Below are 13,564 nucleotides of genomic sequence, written 5' to 3' on the forward strand. Positions count from 1 at the left end.
TCACCTCAGCCTGCTGGACGCCAGGATGGAGACCAGGTGGAGCAGGGTCTGGAGCAGGGCGATCCCGGCGAGGACGGCGATGCCGAGCCGGCTGAAGAACAGATCGCCGTTGATCTGGTCGAGGATCGCCACCACGAGGATGAAGAGGCTGGCCTCGATACCGCCGACGAGCCGGTGGAACTTGAGCATGGCGGCGGCGCGGCGGGCCAGTGCGAGCCCGGAGGAGCGCGGCACGGACGCCTCGTCCTTGACGGCGGGCAGTCCGCTGCGCTGCCTGGCCACGTCCACCAGGTCGGTCTCGGCCTTGATCAGGATCGCGCCGAGCGCGGCGAGCGTGCCGAGGAAGGCCCACAGCCAGTTGGTGGAGGCGCCGTTCTGGTGGAACACGTCGGCGCCGCGCACCCCGAAGCCGACCAGCAGCGCGGCCTCGCAGAGATAGTGGCCGATCCGGTCGAGGTAGACGCCGGTGATGGAGGTCTGTCCGCGCCAGCGGGCCACCTCGCCGTCGACGCAGTCGAGCAGCAGGTAGATCTGGAAGAGGACGACCGCGAGGATCGCCCCGGGCAGTCCGGGCAGCAGCAGCGCGGCGCCGCCGATGATCCCCACGACCACCATGAGGTAGGTGAGCTGGTTGGGCGTGATCCGGGTGTTCACCAGGTACGGGTCGATGTGCAGCGAGATTTCCCGCATGTACAGACGTCCCGCCCAGTGCTCACCACTGCGCCGGTCCTTCACTCCTTCCGGGTGGACGACCGGGCGGAGTTCAGCTACTGAGGGTCGAGGCATAGTCGGCGTACGCGTCCCTGATCTGGTCGGTGGACAGGTCGAGGTGCTCAAGGATGGTGAAACGGCCCGGCCGGGTCTGCGGCGCGTAGGCGACGGCCCGTACGAACTCGTCGACGGTGAAGCCGATCTCCTCGGGCAGCACGGGCAGGCCGTGGCGCCGCAGCACCTCGGTGAACAGCAGTGACTCCTCCTCGGCGCCGCGCAGCCGCATGGCGAAGGCGGCACCGAAGCCGACCTGTTCGCCGTGGAGCGCGGAGCGCCCCGGGTAGAGGAGGTCGAAGGCGTGGCTGATCTCGTGGCAGGCGCCGGACGAGGGGCGGGTGTCCCCGCTGATCGACATGGCGATGCCGGAGAGGACCAGCGCCTCGGCGAGCACGGTGAGGAACTCGTCGTCGCCGACCCCGCCGGGGTGGCGCAGCACGGCTTCGCCCGCGGTACGGGCCATGGCGGCGGCCAGTCCGTCGACCGGCTCGCCGTTGACCCGGTGGGACAGCTCCCAGTCCGCGATGGCCGAGATGTTGGAGACCGCGTCCCCGATGCCGGAGCGGACGAAGCGGACCGGCGCGTCCCGGATGACGTCGAGGTCGACGACCATGGCGATGGGCGTCGGGACGCCGTACGAGCCGCGGCCGTTGTCGTTGTCGAGGATGGAGACCGGCGAGCAGATGCCGTCGTGCGAGAGGTTGGTGGCGACGGCCACCATGGGCAGCCCGACCCGGGCCGCCGCGTACTTCGCCACGTCGATGATCTTGCCGCCGCCGAGGCCCACCACGGCGTCGTACCGCTTGCCCTTGATGTCGTCGGCGAGCCGGACCGCCGAGTCGATCGTGCCGTCGGCCACCGCGTACCAGTCGGCGTCGGGCAGCACCGGCGCGAGCCGTTCGCGCAGCGCCTGGCCCGAGCCGCCGCTGACGGCGATGGAGAGCTTGCCCGAGCTGGAGATCCGCTGGTCGGCGAGGAGCCCGGCGAGATCGTCCATGGCGCCGGGCCTGATGTCCACGACGACCGGCGACGGGATGAGCCGGGTCAGTACTGGCACGCGATCTCACGGCCCTTCGCGAGGTCGGCGTGGTTGTCGATCTCGACCCAGGGGATGTCCCCGATGGGCGCGACGTCGAGGGTGAAGCCGCGGTTCACCAGCTCCTGGTAGCCGTCCTCGTAGTAGAGGTCGGGGTCCTTCTCGAAGGTGGCCTTGAGGGCGTCCGCGAGATCGGCGGCGGCCTCGGGCTCGATCAGGGTGACCCCGATGTACTCGCCGGTGGCGGTGGCCGGGTCCATCAGCTTGGTGATCCGGCGTACGCCCCGGTCACCGTCGGTGATGACCTTCATCTCCTCGTCCGCGAGGGACTTGACCGTGTCGAGGGCGAGGATGATCCTGCGGCCCTCGCCGCGCGCGGCGAGCAGCGTCTTCTCGACGGAGACGGGGTGGACGGTGTCGCCGTTGGCGAGGATCACCCCGCGCGCCAGGATGTCCCGGGCGCACCAGAGGGAGTAGGCGTTGTTCCACTCCTCGGCCTTGTCGTTGTCGACGAGGGTGATCTTGAGCCCGTACTTCTGCTCCAGGGCGGCCTTGCGCTCGTACACGGCCTCCTTGCGGTAGCCGACGACGATCGCGGCCTCGTCCAGTCCGACCTCGGCGAAGTTGCCCAGGGTCAGGTCGAGGACGGTGGTGGTGCCCTCGCCCGCCGGGTCGACCGGCACGAGGGCCTTGGGCAGCGTGTCGGTGTAGGGGCGCAGACGCCGTCCTGCTCCGGCTGCGAGTACGAGGCCGATCATGCGGGTTCTCCTTCGTCGTGTACGGCGGGGGCTCCGGAGGACACCCAGAACCGGATGGACTCCACGAGCGCGATCAGCGCCACGGCGACGGCGAGCACCGTCAGTTCCAGCGGGAAGTCGAAGGCGCGGGTGGAGAGGACGGCGCACAGGGCGACCAGCAGCGTGCGGCCCTCGTGGCCGCCGAGCGCCCGGACGAGCCCTCGGGGCGGGGCGCCGGTGCCGCCGCGGATGCGGTACACCGAGTCGTAGTGATGGTAGGCGACGGCCGCCACCAGCCCGAACGCCGCGGGCAGGGCGCCGGGGAGGTCGGCGCGGGCGGCGAGGACCAGGACGGTGCCGTACTCGGCCGCCCGGAAGACCGGCGGTATGAGCCAGTCGAGCGCGCCGCCCATCCGGCGGGCGACGGCGAACCCCGAGGTCAGCACGTACACCAGGGCGCCGCCCAGGAGCACGGCGGCGTCGAAGCGCGGTGCGCCGGAGCCCGTGGTCCCCAGCGGACCGAAGGCCGCGGCGGCGACGACCGTGACGCCGCCGGCCAGGGCGATCAGGAACGGCAGCGCCCCGGGGAGCGCGCGGGCCGGACGCCGCAGCGCGCGGGCGACGAGTTCGGCGAGCGGTCCCGAGTCGGCGAGGTCCGCGAGGGCGCCGGCGGCCCGGTCGGTCCGCACCGCCTTGCGGGTCACCGAGCGCAGGACGCGTCCCGCGGTGGTGTAGCAGGCGGCGAAGCCGCAGCCGACGAGGAGCGCGTAGAAGACGATCCGGGGCGTGGTCAGGGCGGTCAGCACGGCGATCATCGCCCAGCGCTCACCGATCGGCAGCACGATCATGCGGCGTACCCAGACGGTCCAGCCGACGCTGTCGAGCCTGCTGGAGAGCGCGGCGGTGGGGGTGCCGACGACGGCCTTGCCGCCCCCGTTCACCGCCGTACTGTCGACGTTCGCCTCGTTGAACGAGAAGTCCACGACATGGCGGCAGGTCTGGAGGACCATCGCGCCGAGCGCGAGCGCCCAGACGTCGTCGCCGCCCCGGGCCGCGCCGAGGGCGAGGCCCGCGTAGTACGCGTACTCCTTGGCCCGGTCGAAGGTCGCGTCGAGCCAGGCGCCCATCGTGGAGTACTGGAGCGAGTAGCGGGCGAGCTGCCCGTCGGTGCAGTCCAGGACGAAGGAGAAGAGCAGCAGCGCCCCGGCGGCGACATAGCCGCCGCGGGTGCCGGTGGCCGCGCAGGCCGCCGCGATCAGGGCGGTGACCAGCGAGGCGGTGGTGACCTGGTTGGGGGTGAGACCCCGGCGGGCGCACCAGCGCGCGAGGTAGCGGGAGTAGGGGCTGATGCAGAACGTGGTGAAGAAGCCGTCGCGGGCCTTCACCGCGGAGCGCAGCCGTACGGCCTCGTCGTCGACGGCGGCGACGTCCTTGCCCGCCTGTTCGCGGGCGGACGCGTCGGCGGGTACGGCGGCGACGAGCGACCCCAGCTCGGGGCGGGTGACGGTGGTGCCCGCGGCGTCGAGCGCGGTGGCGGCCCGGTCGGCCAGGGGCTCGTCGGCCGCGCCGGAGGGGTCCGCTGCCGTGAGCGCGCTCAGCAGCGCGCCCCGGGCCGCGGGCTGGGCGGTGAGCGCCCCGGGCACCGCGGCGGCGGGGAAGCGGGGATCGGTCAGGGCCAGGCGCAGGGCGTGGACATGGCCGACGAAGCGGGCGTCGACGAGTGCGACGCGCTCCGACGCGGGGGCCGCGGCCAGCAGGCTCCGGGCCTCCTCGGCGCCGGGTGCGGTCCGTACGTCGAAGCCCAGGGACCGCAGATCGCCTTCGAGCGGCGATCCGGGTACCGGAGCACCGGTGAGGATGGCGGTCGGCAGACGAACTCACTCCTTGACACTGACAGGGCTGGGTGCGCGGCGGCAGGCCCCGGGATCCGGGTGGCGGCACGTCGGCAGAGGCTATCGGATGAACAGAAGGGCGAGTTCATCGCCCGTTTACGCCCTGTTCCGTACAGGGCGGCGGTCCCGGACACCCGCGTCAGGGCCGGGAGCGGCCCAGGTGGGAGATCATCATTGTCGATCCGGGGTCCGCCCCACAAACCGCGACCGCCGGGGAGCGCCGGGGCAGGGGCCGCAGGGGGCACCGGCGGGCGCACTAGGGTGACGGCATGACATGGCTGATCACAGGCGGAGCGGGATATATCGGGGCCCATGTGGTGCGCGCCCTGACGGCGGCGGGGGAACGGGTCGTCGTGTTGGACGACCTGTCGAGCGGCTTCGCCGAGCGGCTGCCGCCGGAGGTCCCGCTGGTCCGGGCGTCGCTGCTGGACCGGGAGGCCGTCGACCGGGTCCTGGGCGCGCACGAGGTCACCGGTGTGGTCCATCTCGCGGCGAAGAAGCAGGTCGGCCAGTCCGTCGAGCAGCCGCTGAGGTACTACCGGGAGAATCTGCACGGGCTGACGGTGCTGCTGGACGCGGTCGTGGAGGCGAAGGTGCGCCGCTTCCTCTTCTCCTCCTCCGCGGCCGTGTACGGGGTGCCCGATGTGCGGTTGATCACGGAGCGGACGCCCGCCGTCCCCATCAACCCGTACGGGGAGACCAAGCTCGCCGGCGAGTGGCTGGTCCGGGCCACCGGCCGGGCACACGGAATCTCCACGGGGTGTCTGCGGTACTTCAACGTGGCGGGCACAGCCCTGCCCGAACTCTCGGACACCGGGGTGTTCAACATCATCCCGATGTTCTTCGACCGGATCACCCGGGGCGAGGCGCCGCGGATCTTCGGCGCGGACTATCCGACCCCGGACGGCACCTGTGTACGGGACTACATCCATGTCGCCGATCTCGCCGAGGCCCATCTCGCCGCCGCCCGCCATCTGGCCGGGCTCCCCGGCGGCCAGGACCTGACGGTGAACATCGGCCGCGGCGAGGGCGTCTCGGTGCGGGAGCTGGCCGCTCTGGTGGCGGAGGTCACCGGGGACCGTACGGAGCCGGTGGTCGAGCCGCGCCGTGCCGGGGACGCCGCGCGGGCGGTCGCCTCGGTCGAGCTGGCCACCCGGGAGCTGGGCTGGACGGCGAGCCGCGACGTACGGGCGATGGTCGAGTCGGCGTGGGAGGGGTGGCGGTTGCGCCACCCGGTGGCCCCGATCGGATGATCCTGTCGCCGGTCCGTGGCGCACCGCTCTGACCTGGCATCATTTCCGCAGGTCAGAGCATATGACAACGGTGTTCACCGTCGTGTTGCCCGATACCCCCCACCCGTAGTTGACTGGCGTGCGTCAGCACTCGTCCGTACGACCGGGAGGCGTCCTCATGGGGGCAGGGCACAACCACGGGCACACCCACGGAGGGCCGCCGCCGGGCACCGCGACCGCCGCCTACCGCGGCCGGCTGCGGATCGCCCTGGGCATCACGCTGTCCGTGATGGTGGTGGAGATCATCGGCGGTGTCGTCTCGGACTCCCTCGCCCTGATCGCCGACGCGGCCCACATGGCGACGGACGCGGTGGGGCTCGGCATGGCCCTGCTGGCGATCCACTTCGCGGCCCGCCCCGCCGACGAGAGCCGCACCTTCGGTTACGCGAGGGCGGAGATCCTCGCCGCCCTCGCCAACTGTCTGCTGCTGCTCGGCGTGGGCGGCTATCTGCTCTTCGAGGCCGTCGAGCGTTTCATCACACCGCCGGAGACCCGGGGCGGGCTGACGATCGTCTTCGCGCTGATCGGCATGGCCGCCAACCTCGTCTCGCTCTCCCTGCTGACGCGCGGGCAGAGCGAGAGCCTGAATGTGCGCGGCGCGTATCTGGAGGTCCTCGCGGACACGCTCGGCTCGTTCGCCGTGCTGGTCTCCGCCGGGATCATCCTGGCCACCGGATGGCAGCTCGCGGACCCGATCGCGGGGCTGCTCATCGGGCTCATGATCGTTCCGCGTACGGTGAAGCTGCTGCGGGAGACGCTGAACGTCCTGCTGGAGGCGGCGCCCAAGGATGTGGACATGAGTGAGGTACGCGCACATATGCTCGCACTGCCGGGGGTGGCGGACGTCCATGACCTCCATGCCTGGACGATCACGTCCGGGATGCCGGTGCTCTCCGCACACGTGGTCGTGGACCAGGACGCGCTGGACGCGGTGGGGCACGAGAGAATGCTCCATGACCTGCAAGGATGTCTCGGCCATCACTTCGATGTCGAGCACTGCACCTTCCAGCTCGAACCCCGGGGCCACGCCGAGCACGAGGCCAGACTCTGCCACTGAACCACCGGGCGCTCACACCGTGGGGCGCGGTATGGAACGGACATGCCCACCCCCCGAAGTGCGGACACGGGGCTTTTGCGTACGGCAGACTTGGCCGTCGAGGCCCGAAGCGAAGGATGGTTATGCCGACCACACCAGTCACCGCGGCGAACAGCTCGTCGACCGCTGCACAAGAAACGATCATGCTGGAGCTGGTCGACGAGGACGGCAACACCATCGGCACGGCCGAGAAGCTCTCGGCACACCAGGCGCCGGGCCGGCTGCACCGGGCGTTCTCGGTCTTCCTCTTCGACGAGCAGGGGCGGCTGCTGATCCAGCGCCGGGCGCTGGGCAAGTACCACTCCCCCGGCGTCTGGTCGAACACCTGCTGCGGCCATCCGTACCCCGGGGAGGCGCCCTTCGCCGCGGCGGCCCGCCGTACCCACGAGGAGCTGGGCATCTCGCCCTCCCTGCTCGCGGAGGCCGGCACGGTGGTCTACCACCACCCGGACCCGGCTTCGGGGCTGGTCGAGCACGAGTACAACCACCTCTTCGTCGGGCTGGCGCAGGAGGCGCCGCGGCCCGACCCGGAGGAGGTCGGGGAGACCGTGTTCGTCACCCCTGCGGAGCTGACGGAGCGGCACGGCTCGGCGCCGTTCTCCGCCTGGTTCATGACCGTGCTGGACGCGGCGCGTCCGGCGTTCCGGGAGCTCACGGGGCCCGCCGGGGGCTGGTGACCCCGCCGGGGCCGGCCGGATCCGTCCGGCCCTGCGGGTCGCTCGGGCCCGGCGGGTCGCTCCGGCCCGGCAGGCCGTCCCCGTCCGGATCGCCGCGGTCCGGATCGTCCCGGTGCGCCGGGCGGCCCTGGTCCGGGGCGTCCCGGTGGGGCGGAGCGGACATCTCCAGGTCACCCCGGTGCGCCGGTACCTGCCGCCCCTGGTCGAAGGGGAGCACCGCCCAGACGATCTTCCCGCCGCTCGCGGTGTGCTCGACGGCGCATCCACCGCCCGCCTCCCGGGTGATCTCCCGCACCAGCAGCAGTCCGCGCCCGCCCGTGCTGGCGTGGTCGGTCTCCAGCGCCGTGGGCCGGTAGGGGTGGTTGTCCTCGACCGACACTCTGATCCACCCGGCGCCGACGGCGACCTCCACGGCGATCTCGGGTGAGAGCAGCGCCGCGTGCAGGACGGCGTTGGTGACCAGCTCGGAGAGGACGAGCAGCACCCCGTCCACGACCCCGGCCCTGACGGGCACCCGCTGCCGCGCCAGCAGTTCGCGCACGGTACGCCTGGCCCGGGGGACGGAGACGTCGAGCGCGGGAACGGTGAAGCGCCAGACCCCCTCGTACGACCGGGGCCGGACCGGAACACTTCCGCGGCTCTCCATTCCGTGGCTCCCACCTTCGGATCGACCGGTGTGCTCTCCGTATGGCCTCATCGGGGGACGAGTCTCGGCCACGGACAGGGGCCGCAGTCGATTGCTGAACAAAAGTCAGCCCCAATTGACGGAGTGCGATCACTTGAGAGCCAGGAAGTCGTATACCTGTTCGCTCCTGATCGCTCGCTGTCGTTCGAAGATCGGCTCGCGGCGCTGCCGGTGATCGCGGGGATAGCATCCGGCTCATGAAGCCCCAGCTTGCGCACACGGTCGAGGACGGCATCGCGACCGTGGTCATCCACCACCCCGCCAAACGCAACGCGATGACCGCGCCGATGTGGCGGGAACTGCCCCCGCTGCTGGGCCGGCTGGCGGACGACCCGGCCGTCGGGGCGCTGGTGCTGACCGGAGCGGGGGACACGTTCTGCGCGGGCGCCGACATCTCCTCCCTGCGCGGAGCCGGCCTGCCGGGCGGCCACGGACCGGCCGGGGAGGACCCGCAGGCGCTGTCGGTACGGGCCGAGGAGGCGCTGGCGGCGTTCCCGAAGCCGACGCTCGCCGCCGTACGCGGCCACTGCGTGGGCGGCGGCTGTCAGCTCGCCGCCGCGTGCGATCTGCGATTCGCGGAGGAGGGCGCCACGTTCGGGGTGACCCCGGCGCGGCTCGGGATCGTCTACCCGGAGTCCTCCACCCGGCGGCTGGCCGCGCTGGTGGGTCCCGCCACGGCCAAGTACCTGCTGTTCTCGGCCGAGTTGATCGACACCGAGCGGGCGCTGCGCACCGGGCTCGTGGACGAGGTGCTGCCCGCAGGGCAGTTGGCCAAGCGCGTCGCGGAGTTCACCCGGGTCCTGCTCTCGCGTTCGCGGCTGACGCAGGCGGCGGCGAAGGAGTTCACCTCGGGGCAGGCCGGCCGCGCCCCGTACTGGGCGGAGCAGGCACGCGGCAGCGGCGACGCCGCGGAGGGCGTCGCCGCCTTCCTGGAGCGCCGCGCGCCGGAGTTCACCTGGCCTGCCGGGCGGTGAAGCGGCTCCGCCCGCGCGCCTTCTCGACCAGGTCCGCGGGGGCCTTCGCGGGCGAGCCCGCGTCGTAGGGCGGCTGCGGGTCGTACTCCGTCATCAACTGGACCGACTGCGCGAACCGGTCGTCCACCAGTGAGCCGGCCAGCGTGAGCCCCATGTCGATCCCCGCGGAGACACCGGCCGCCGTGACGTACTTGCCGTCGGTGACGACGCGTTCGCCGGCCGGCTCGGCGCCGTACCCGCGCAGCGTGTCGAGGGCGAGCCAGTGGGAGGTGGCCCGGCGTCCCGTGAGCAGCCCGGCGGCGGCGAGGAGCAGGGAGCCGGTGCAGACGGAGGTGGTCCAGGTGGTGGCGGCGTCCACCGTGCGCAGCCAGTCGAGCAGCGGCTCGTTCGTCATCTGCGCGCTCTGGCCGGGGCCGCCGGGCACGACGAGCACATCCGGGGCGGTGACCTCGGAGAGTGTTCTCGCCGCGCCGAGCGAGAGCGCCCGCGACTCGTCGTGGACGGGTCCGGCGTGCTCGGCGACGAAGACGGTCTCGGCGCCGGGGACACGGTGCAGGATCTCGTACGGGCCGACGGCGTCCAGCGAGGTGAACCGGTCGAAGAGGAGGATGGCGATCTGCATGAGGGCCTGGCTTTCGGGTCGGGGACGGGCCTTACCGGGGTTCCGGACAGCGGGTCGAAGGGACAGCGGGTCGGGAGAGGGCCACGGGCTCGGGCATGGGCTCGGGCATGGGCTCGGGCTCGGGCATGGGCTCGGGCATGGGCTCGGGCTCGGGCTCGGGCTCGGGCTCGGGCATGGGCTCGGGCTCGGGCTCGGGCTCGGGCTCGGGCTCGGGCAGGAGAGGGGTTCAGGACAGGGAGGCCGGGCGGAAGCGGCGGCGGTATTCGGCGGGGGCCGTGCCCAGGGCCTTCACGAAGGCGCGGCGCATGGCCTCCGGGGTGCCGTAGCCGCAGGAGCGGGAGATCTCCTCGACCCCGTCGGCGCTCTCCTCCAGCAGCCGCCTTGCGTGTTCGAGCCGTACGCGCTCCACGTAGCGGCCCGGCGTCGTGCCCGTCTCGGAGCGGAAGGCGCGCGCGAAGTGGCGCGGTGAGAGGCGGGCGCGTCCCGCCAGGGCCTCGACCGAGAGATCGTCCCCGGGGTGCTCGCTGATCCAGCTCTGCACCGCCCGCAGCGGCTCGCTCCGCGCGGTCTGGGCGGCGAGCTGCGCGCTGAACTGCGCCTGGTTGCCGGGACGGCGCAGGAAGACCACGAGATGGCGGGCGACGGTCAGCGCCACATCGCGGCCGAGGTCCTCCTCCACGAGGGCGAGGGCCAGATCGATCCCGGAGGTGACCCCCGCCGAGGTGGAGACCGCGCCGTCGCGTACGAAGATCGGGTCGGGGTCGACCCGTACGGCCGGGTGTTTCCCGGCGAGGAGGCCGGTGGCGCTCCAGTGGGTGGTGGCTCGGCGCCCGTCGAGCAGCCCCGCGTCGGCGAGCACCAGGGCGCCGGTGCAGACCGAGACCAGCCGCCGCGCGCGGGGGCCCCGCTCGCGCACCCAGTCGACCAGGCGCGGGTCGGGGCCGCGGGTGCCCGCGCCGCCGGGCACGAGGAGCGTGTCCGGGTCGGGGGCGGCGGCGAGCGAGGTGTCGGGGACGAGGGTGAGCCCGCTGGTGGTGCGCACCGGCGCGCCGTCGAGCGTGGCCGTACGGATCCGGTACGCGGCCGGATCGCCGGCGGCCGCGGCCGCCGCGGCGAAGACCTCCACGGGGCCCGTCACATCGAGACTCTGCACCCGGTCGAAGAGGACGACCAGGACGGATCGCTCTGTCATGGCTCTCATCCTTCGCCCGGGGGCGGATGTCCGCAATGACGAATACCCCGCCTTTCCTGCCATGACGGCCACGGCCGGTCCCGTGCCCGGCGCCGTACCCGCTGCCCGGTCCTGCCCGCCGATGTCGGTGCCACCTGCCACAATGCAGGCGCCGGACCACAGAACAGCGGAGCGTGATCGTGACGACGTCCATCGAAGGCAGGATCGCCGAGGAAATCGGCGTACGCGAGCGGCAGGTGAGGGCGGCCGTCGAGCTGCTCGACGGCGGATCGACGGTGCCGTTCATCGCGCGCTACCGCAAGGAGGCCACCGAATCGCTCGACGACGCGCAGCTGCGCACCCTGGAGGAGCGGCTGCGCTATCTGCGGGAGCTGGAGGAGCGGCGGACCGCGATCCTGGAGTCCGTACGCGAACAGGGCAAGCTGGACGACGCCCTGGAGGCGCGGATCAGGGCCGCCGACACCAAGGCTCGCCTGGAGGACATCTATCTGCCGTTCAAGCCCAAGCGGCGGACGAAGGCGCAGATCGCCCGCGAGGCCGGTCTGGAACCGCTGGCCGAGGGGCTGCTGAGCGACCCTTCGGTGGAACCGCTCGCCGCCGCCGCCGCGTTCGTGGACGCGGACAAGGGCGTCGCGGACCCGGCCGCCGCGCTGGAGGGCGCCCGCGCCATCCTCACGGAGCGGTTCTCCGAGGACGCGGATCTCATCGGTGAGCTGCGCGAGCGGATGTGGACACGGGGCCGGCTCGCGGCGAAGGTACGGGACGGCAAGGAGGAGGCGGGCGCCAAGTTCGCGGACTACTTCGACTTCGCCGAGTCCTTCACGGAGCTGCCCTCGCACCGCGTGCTGGCGATGCTCCGCGGCGAGAAGGAGGACGTCCTCGATCTGGTCCTGGAGCCCGAGGAGCCCTCGGAGCTGCCGGGTCCGACCCACTACGAGAACGCGATCGCGCGGCGGTTCGGGGTCGCGGACCGGGGCAGGCCCGGCGACAAGTGGCTCGGGGACACGGTCCGGTGGGCGTGGCGCACCCGGGTGCTGGTGCATCTCGGCATCGATCTGCGGCTGCGGCTGCGGACGGCCGCCGAGGACGAGGCGGTACGGGTCTTCGCGGCGAACCTCCGCGACCTGCTGCTGGCCGCGCCGGCCGGGACGCGCGCCACGCTCGGCCTCGACCCCGGGTTCCGTACGGGCGTGAAGGTCGCCGTGGTCGACGCGACGGGCAAGGTCGTCGCCATCGACACGATCTATCCGCATGTCCCCGCGAACAAGTGGGACGAGTCCCTGGCGAAGCTGGCACGGCTGGCGGAACAGCACGCGGTGGACCTGATCGCCATCGGCAACGGCACGGCGTCCCGCGAGACCGACAAGCTCGCCGCCGACCTGTGCGCCAGGCACCCGGAGCTGAAGCTCACGAAGGTGATGGTCTCCGAGGCGGGCGCCTCGGTGTACTCGGCGTCCGCGTTCGCCTCGCAGGAGCTGCCGGATCTCGACGTGTCGATCCGCGGCGCGGTCTCGATCGCGCGCCGTCTCCAGGATCCCCTGGCCGAGCTGGTGAAGATCGATCCCAAGTCGATCGGGGTCGGCCAGTACCAGCACGACCTGTCCGAGGTGAAGCTGTCCCGCTCGCTCGACGCGGTCGTGGAGGACTGTGTGAACGGGGTGGGGGTGGACGTCAACACCGCGTCCGCGCCGCTGCTCTCACGGGTCTCGGGCATCGGCGCGGGGCTCGCCGAGAACATCGTCGCCCACCGCGACGCGAACGGCCCCTTCCGGTCGCGGCGCGCGCTCAAGGACGTGGCCAGGCTCGGTCCGAAGGCGTACGAGCAGTGCGCGGGCTTCCTGCGGATCCTCGGCGGCGACGACCCGCTGGACGCGTCGAGCGTGCACCCCGAGGCGTACCCCGTGGTGCGGTCCATGGTGAAGTCGACCGGCGGTGATGTCGCCGCCCTGATCGGGAACGGCTCCGTGCTGCGGTCGCTGCGTCCCGCGGACTTCGTGAACGACTCCTTCGGGCTGCCGACGGTGACGGACATCCTGCGTGAGCTGGAGAAGCCGGGCCGGGACCCGAGGCCCGCGTTCCGGACGGCCACGTTCAAGGAGGGCGTCGAGAAGCTGGGCGATCTGGCTCCGGGGATGGTGCTGGAGGGCGTGGTGACGAATGTCGCGGCGTTCGGCGCGTTCGTGGACATCGGGGTGCATCAGGACGGGCTGGTCCATGTGTCCGCGATGTCGAAGAACTTCGTCAAGGACCCGCGTGAGGTGGTGAAGCCGGGCGACGTGGTCCGGGTCAAGGTGATGGACGTCGACATCCCCCGCAAGCGGATCTCCCTGACGCTGCGGCTGGACGACGAGGCGGGCGCCGCGAAGCCGGAGCGGGACCGCTCGGGCGGCGGCGGGCGGCCCCCGCAGCAGCGGCAGGGCGGCCGTGGGGAGCGCGGGGAGCGCGGTGGCCGCGGCGGTGGGGGCAGGAGCGGTGGCGGGCGCCAGGCAGCGGCGCCGCCCCCGGCGAACAGCGCGATGGCGGACGCCCTGCGGCGGGCCGGGCTGACCGACCCCAAGGGCGGCGGGGGCGGCCGGCGCGGCTGACACCACCC

11 protein-coding genes and 1 pseudogene are annotated in these 13,564 nt (G+C 72.5%); 5 read left to right on the plus strand and 7 right to left on the minus strand.

All coding sequences use genetic code 11. The features are described from left to right. The 4 genes from ACFXPK_RS21245 to ACFXPK_RS21260 are packed head-to-tail and all read right to left on the minus strand — an operon-like array spanning position 1 to position 4,412. A complete protein-coding gene (locus tag ACFXPK_RS21245) occupies positions 1 to 786 on the minus strand; it encodes a CDP-alcohol phosphatidyltransferase family protein (RefSeq protein WP_385001138.1) in 786 nt (261 codons plus the stop codon). After that, positions 764 to 1,825, minus strand: coding sequence for an iron-containing alcohol dehydrogenase family protein (locus ACFXPK_RS21250; protein ID WP_384917133.1), 1,062 nt, complete (start codon positions 1,823 to 1,825; stop codon positions 764 to 766). Before ACFXPK_RS21250 ends, ACFXPK_RS21245 begins: the two co-directional genes overlap by 23 nt. Then, positions 1,813 to 2,562 carry a sugar phosphate nucleotidyltransferase gene (locus tag ACFXPK_RS21255; protein ID WP_385001135.1) on the minus strand — a complete coding sequence of 250 codons (750 nt, stop codon included), beginning with the start codon at positions 2,560 to 2,562 and terminating at the stop codon, positions 1,813 to 1,815. The genes ACFXPK_RS21250 and ACFXPK_RS21255 overlap by 13 nt, the downstream gene beginning before the upstream one ends. Then, complete coding sequence (locus ACFXPK_RS21260; protein WP_385077618.1) at positions 2,559 to 4,412, minus strand: DUF5941 domain-containing protein; 1,854 nt, start codon at positions 4,410 to 4,412, stop codon at positions 2,559 to 2,561. The genes ACFXPK_RS21255 and ACFXPK_RS21260 overlap by 4 nt, the downstream gene beginning before the upstream one ends. Before the next feature lie 290 nt (positions 4,413 to 4,702). On the opposite strand from ACFXPK_RS21260, the gene galE reads away from it, so the two are divergent. From galE to idi, 3 genes are all read left to right on the plus strand, one after another. Further along, positions 4,703 to 5,686 carry a UDP-glucose 4-epimerase GalE gene (gene galE / locus ACFXPK_RS21265; RefSeq protein ID WP_385077597.1) on the plus strand — a complete coding sequence of 328 codons (984 nt, stop codon included), beginning with the start codon at positions 4,703 to 4,705 and terminating at the stop codon, positions 5,684 to 5,686. A 157-nt stretch (positions 5,687 to 5,843) separates the two neighbouring features. Further along, complete coding sequence (locus ACFXPK_RS21270) at positions 5,844 to 6,782, plus strand: cation diffusion facilitator family transporter (protein ID WP_385001129.1); 939 nt, start codon at positions 5,844 to 5,846, stop codon at positions 6,780 to 6,782. A 122-nt stretch (positions 6,783 to 6,904) separates the two neighbouring features. Then, the gene (gene idi, locus ACFXPK_RS21275) at positions 6,905 to 7,498 is read left to right on the plus strand and encodes an isopentenyl-diphosphate Delta-isomerase (RefSeq protein ID WP_385001126.1); all 594 of its coding nucleotides are present in this window, start codon (positions 6,905 to 6,907) and stop codon (positions 7,496 to 7,498) included. Positions 7,499 to 7,706: 208 nt separating this feature from the next. Here idi and ACFXPK_RS21280 read toward each other — a convergent pair. Continuing rightward, a pseudogene (locus ACFXPK_RS21280) lies at positions 7,707 to 8,144 on the minus strand (ATP-binding protein); the annotation flags it as partial. Between the two features lie 236 nt (positions 8,145 to 8,380). Here ACFXPK_RS21280 and ACFXPK_RS21285 point away from each other — a divergent pair. Continuing rightward, entirely contained in the window at positions 8,381 to 9,157 is a 777-nt protein-coding gene (locus ACFXPK_RS21285) for an enoyl-CoA hydratase/isomerase family protein (protein ID WP_385077602.1), read from the plus strand. Here ACFXPK_RS21285 and ACFXPK_RS21290 read toward each other — a convergent pair. Then, positions 9,135 to 9,779: a DJ-1/PfpI family protein gene (locus ACFXPK_RS21290; protein WP_385007004.1), complete on the minus strand. Its 645-nt coding sequence runs from the start codon at positions 9,777 to 9,779 to the stop codon at positions 9,135 to 9,137. The two genes, ACFXPK_RS21285 and ACFXPK_RS21290, sit on opposite strands and share 23 nt — an antisense overlap. A gap of 226 nt (positions 9,780 to 10,005) precedes the next feature. Next, positions 10,006 to 10,971, minus strand: a complete 966-nt coding sequence (locus ACFXPK_RS21295; protein ID WP_385077606.1) for a GlxA family transcriptional regulator — start codon at positions 10,969 to 10,971, stop codon at positions 10,006 to 10,008. 179 nt (positions 10,972 to 11,150) lie between these two features. Here ACFXPK_RS21295 and ACFXPK_RS21300 point away from each other — a divergent pair, with 179 nt between their 5' ends. Further along, the gene (locus tag ACFXPK_RS21300; protein ID WP_385077609.1) at positions 11,151 to 13,556 is read left to right on the plus strand and encodes a Tex family protein; all 2,406 of its coding nucleotides are present in this window, start codon (positions 11,151 to 11,153) and stop codon (positions 13,554 to 13,556) included. Positions 13,557 to 13,564: the final 8 nt, after the last annotated feature.

Source organism: Streptomyces sp. NPDC059142 (assembly GCF_042755665.1).
Taxonomy (GTDB): Bacteria; Actinomycetota; Actinomycetes; order Streptomycetales; family Streptomycetaceae; genus Streptomyces.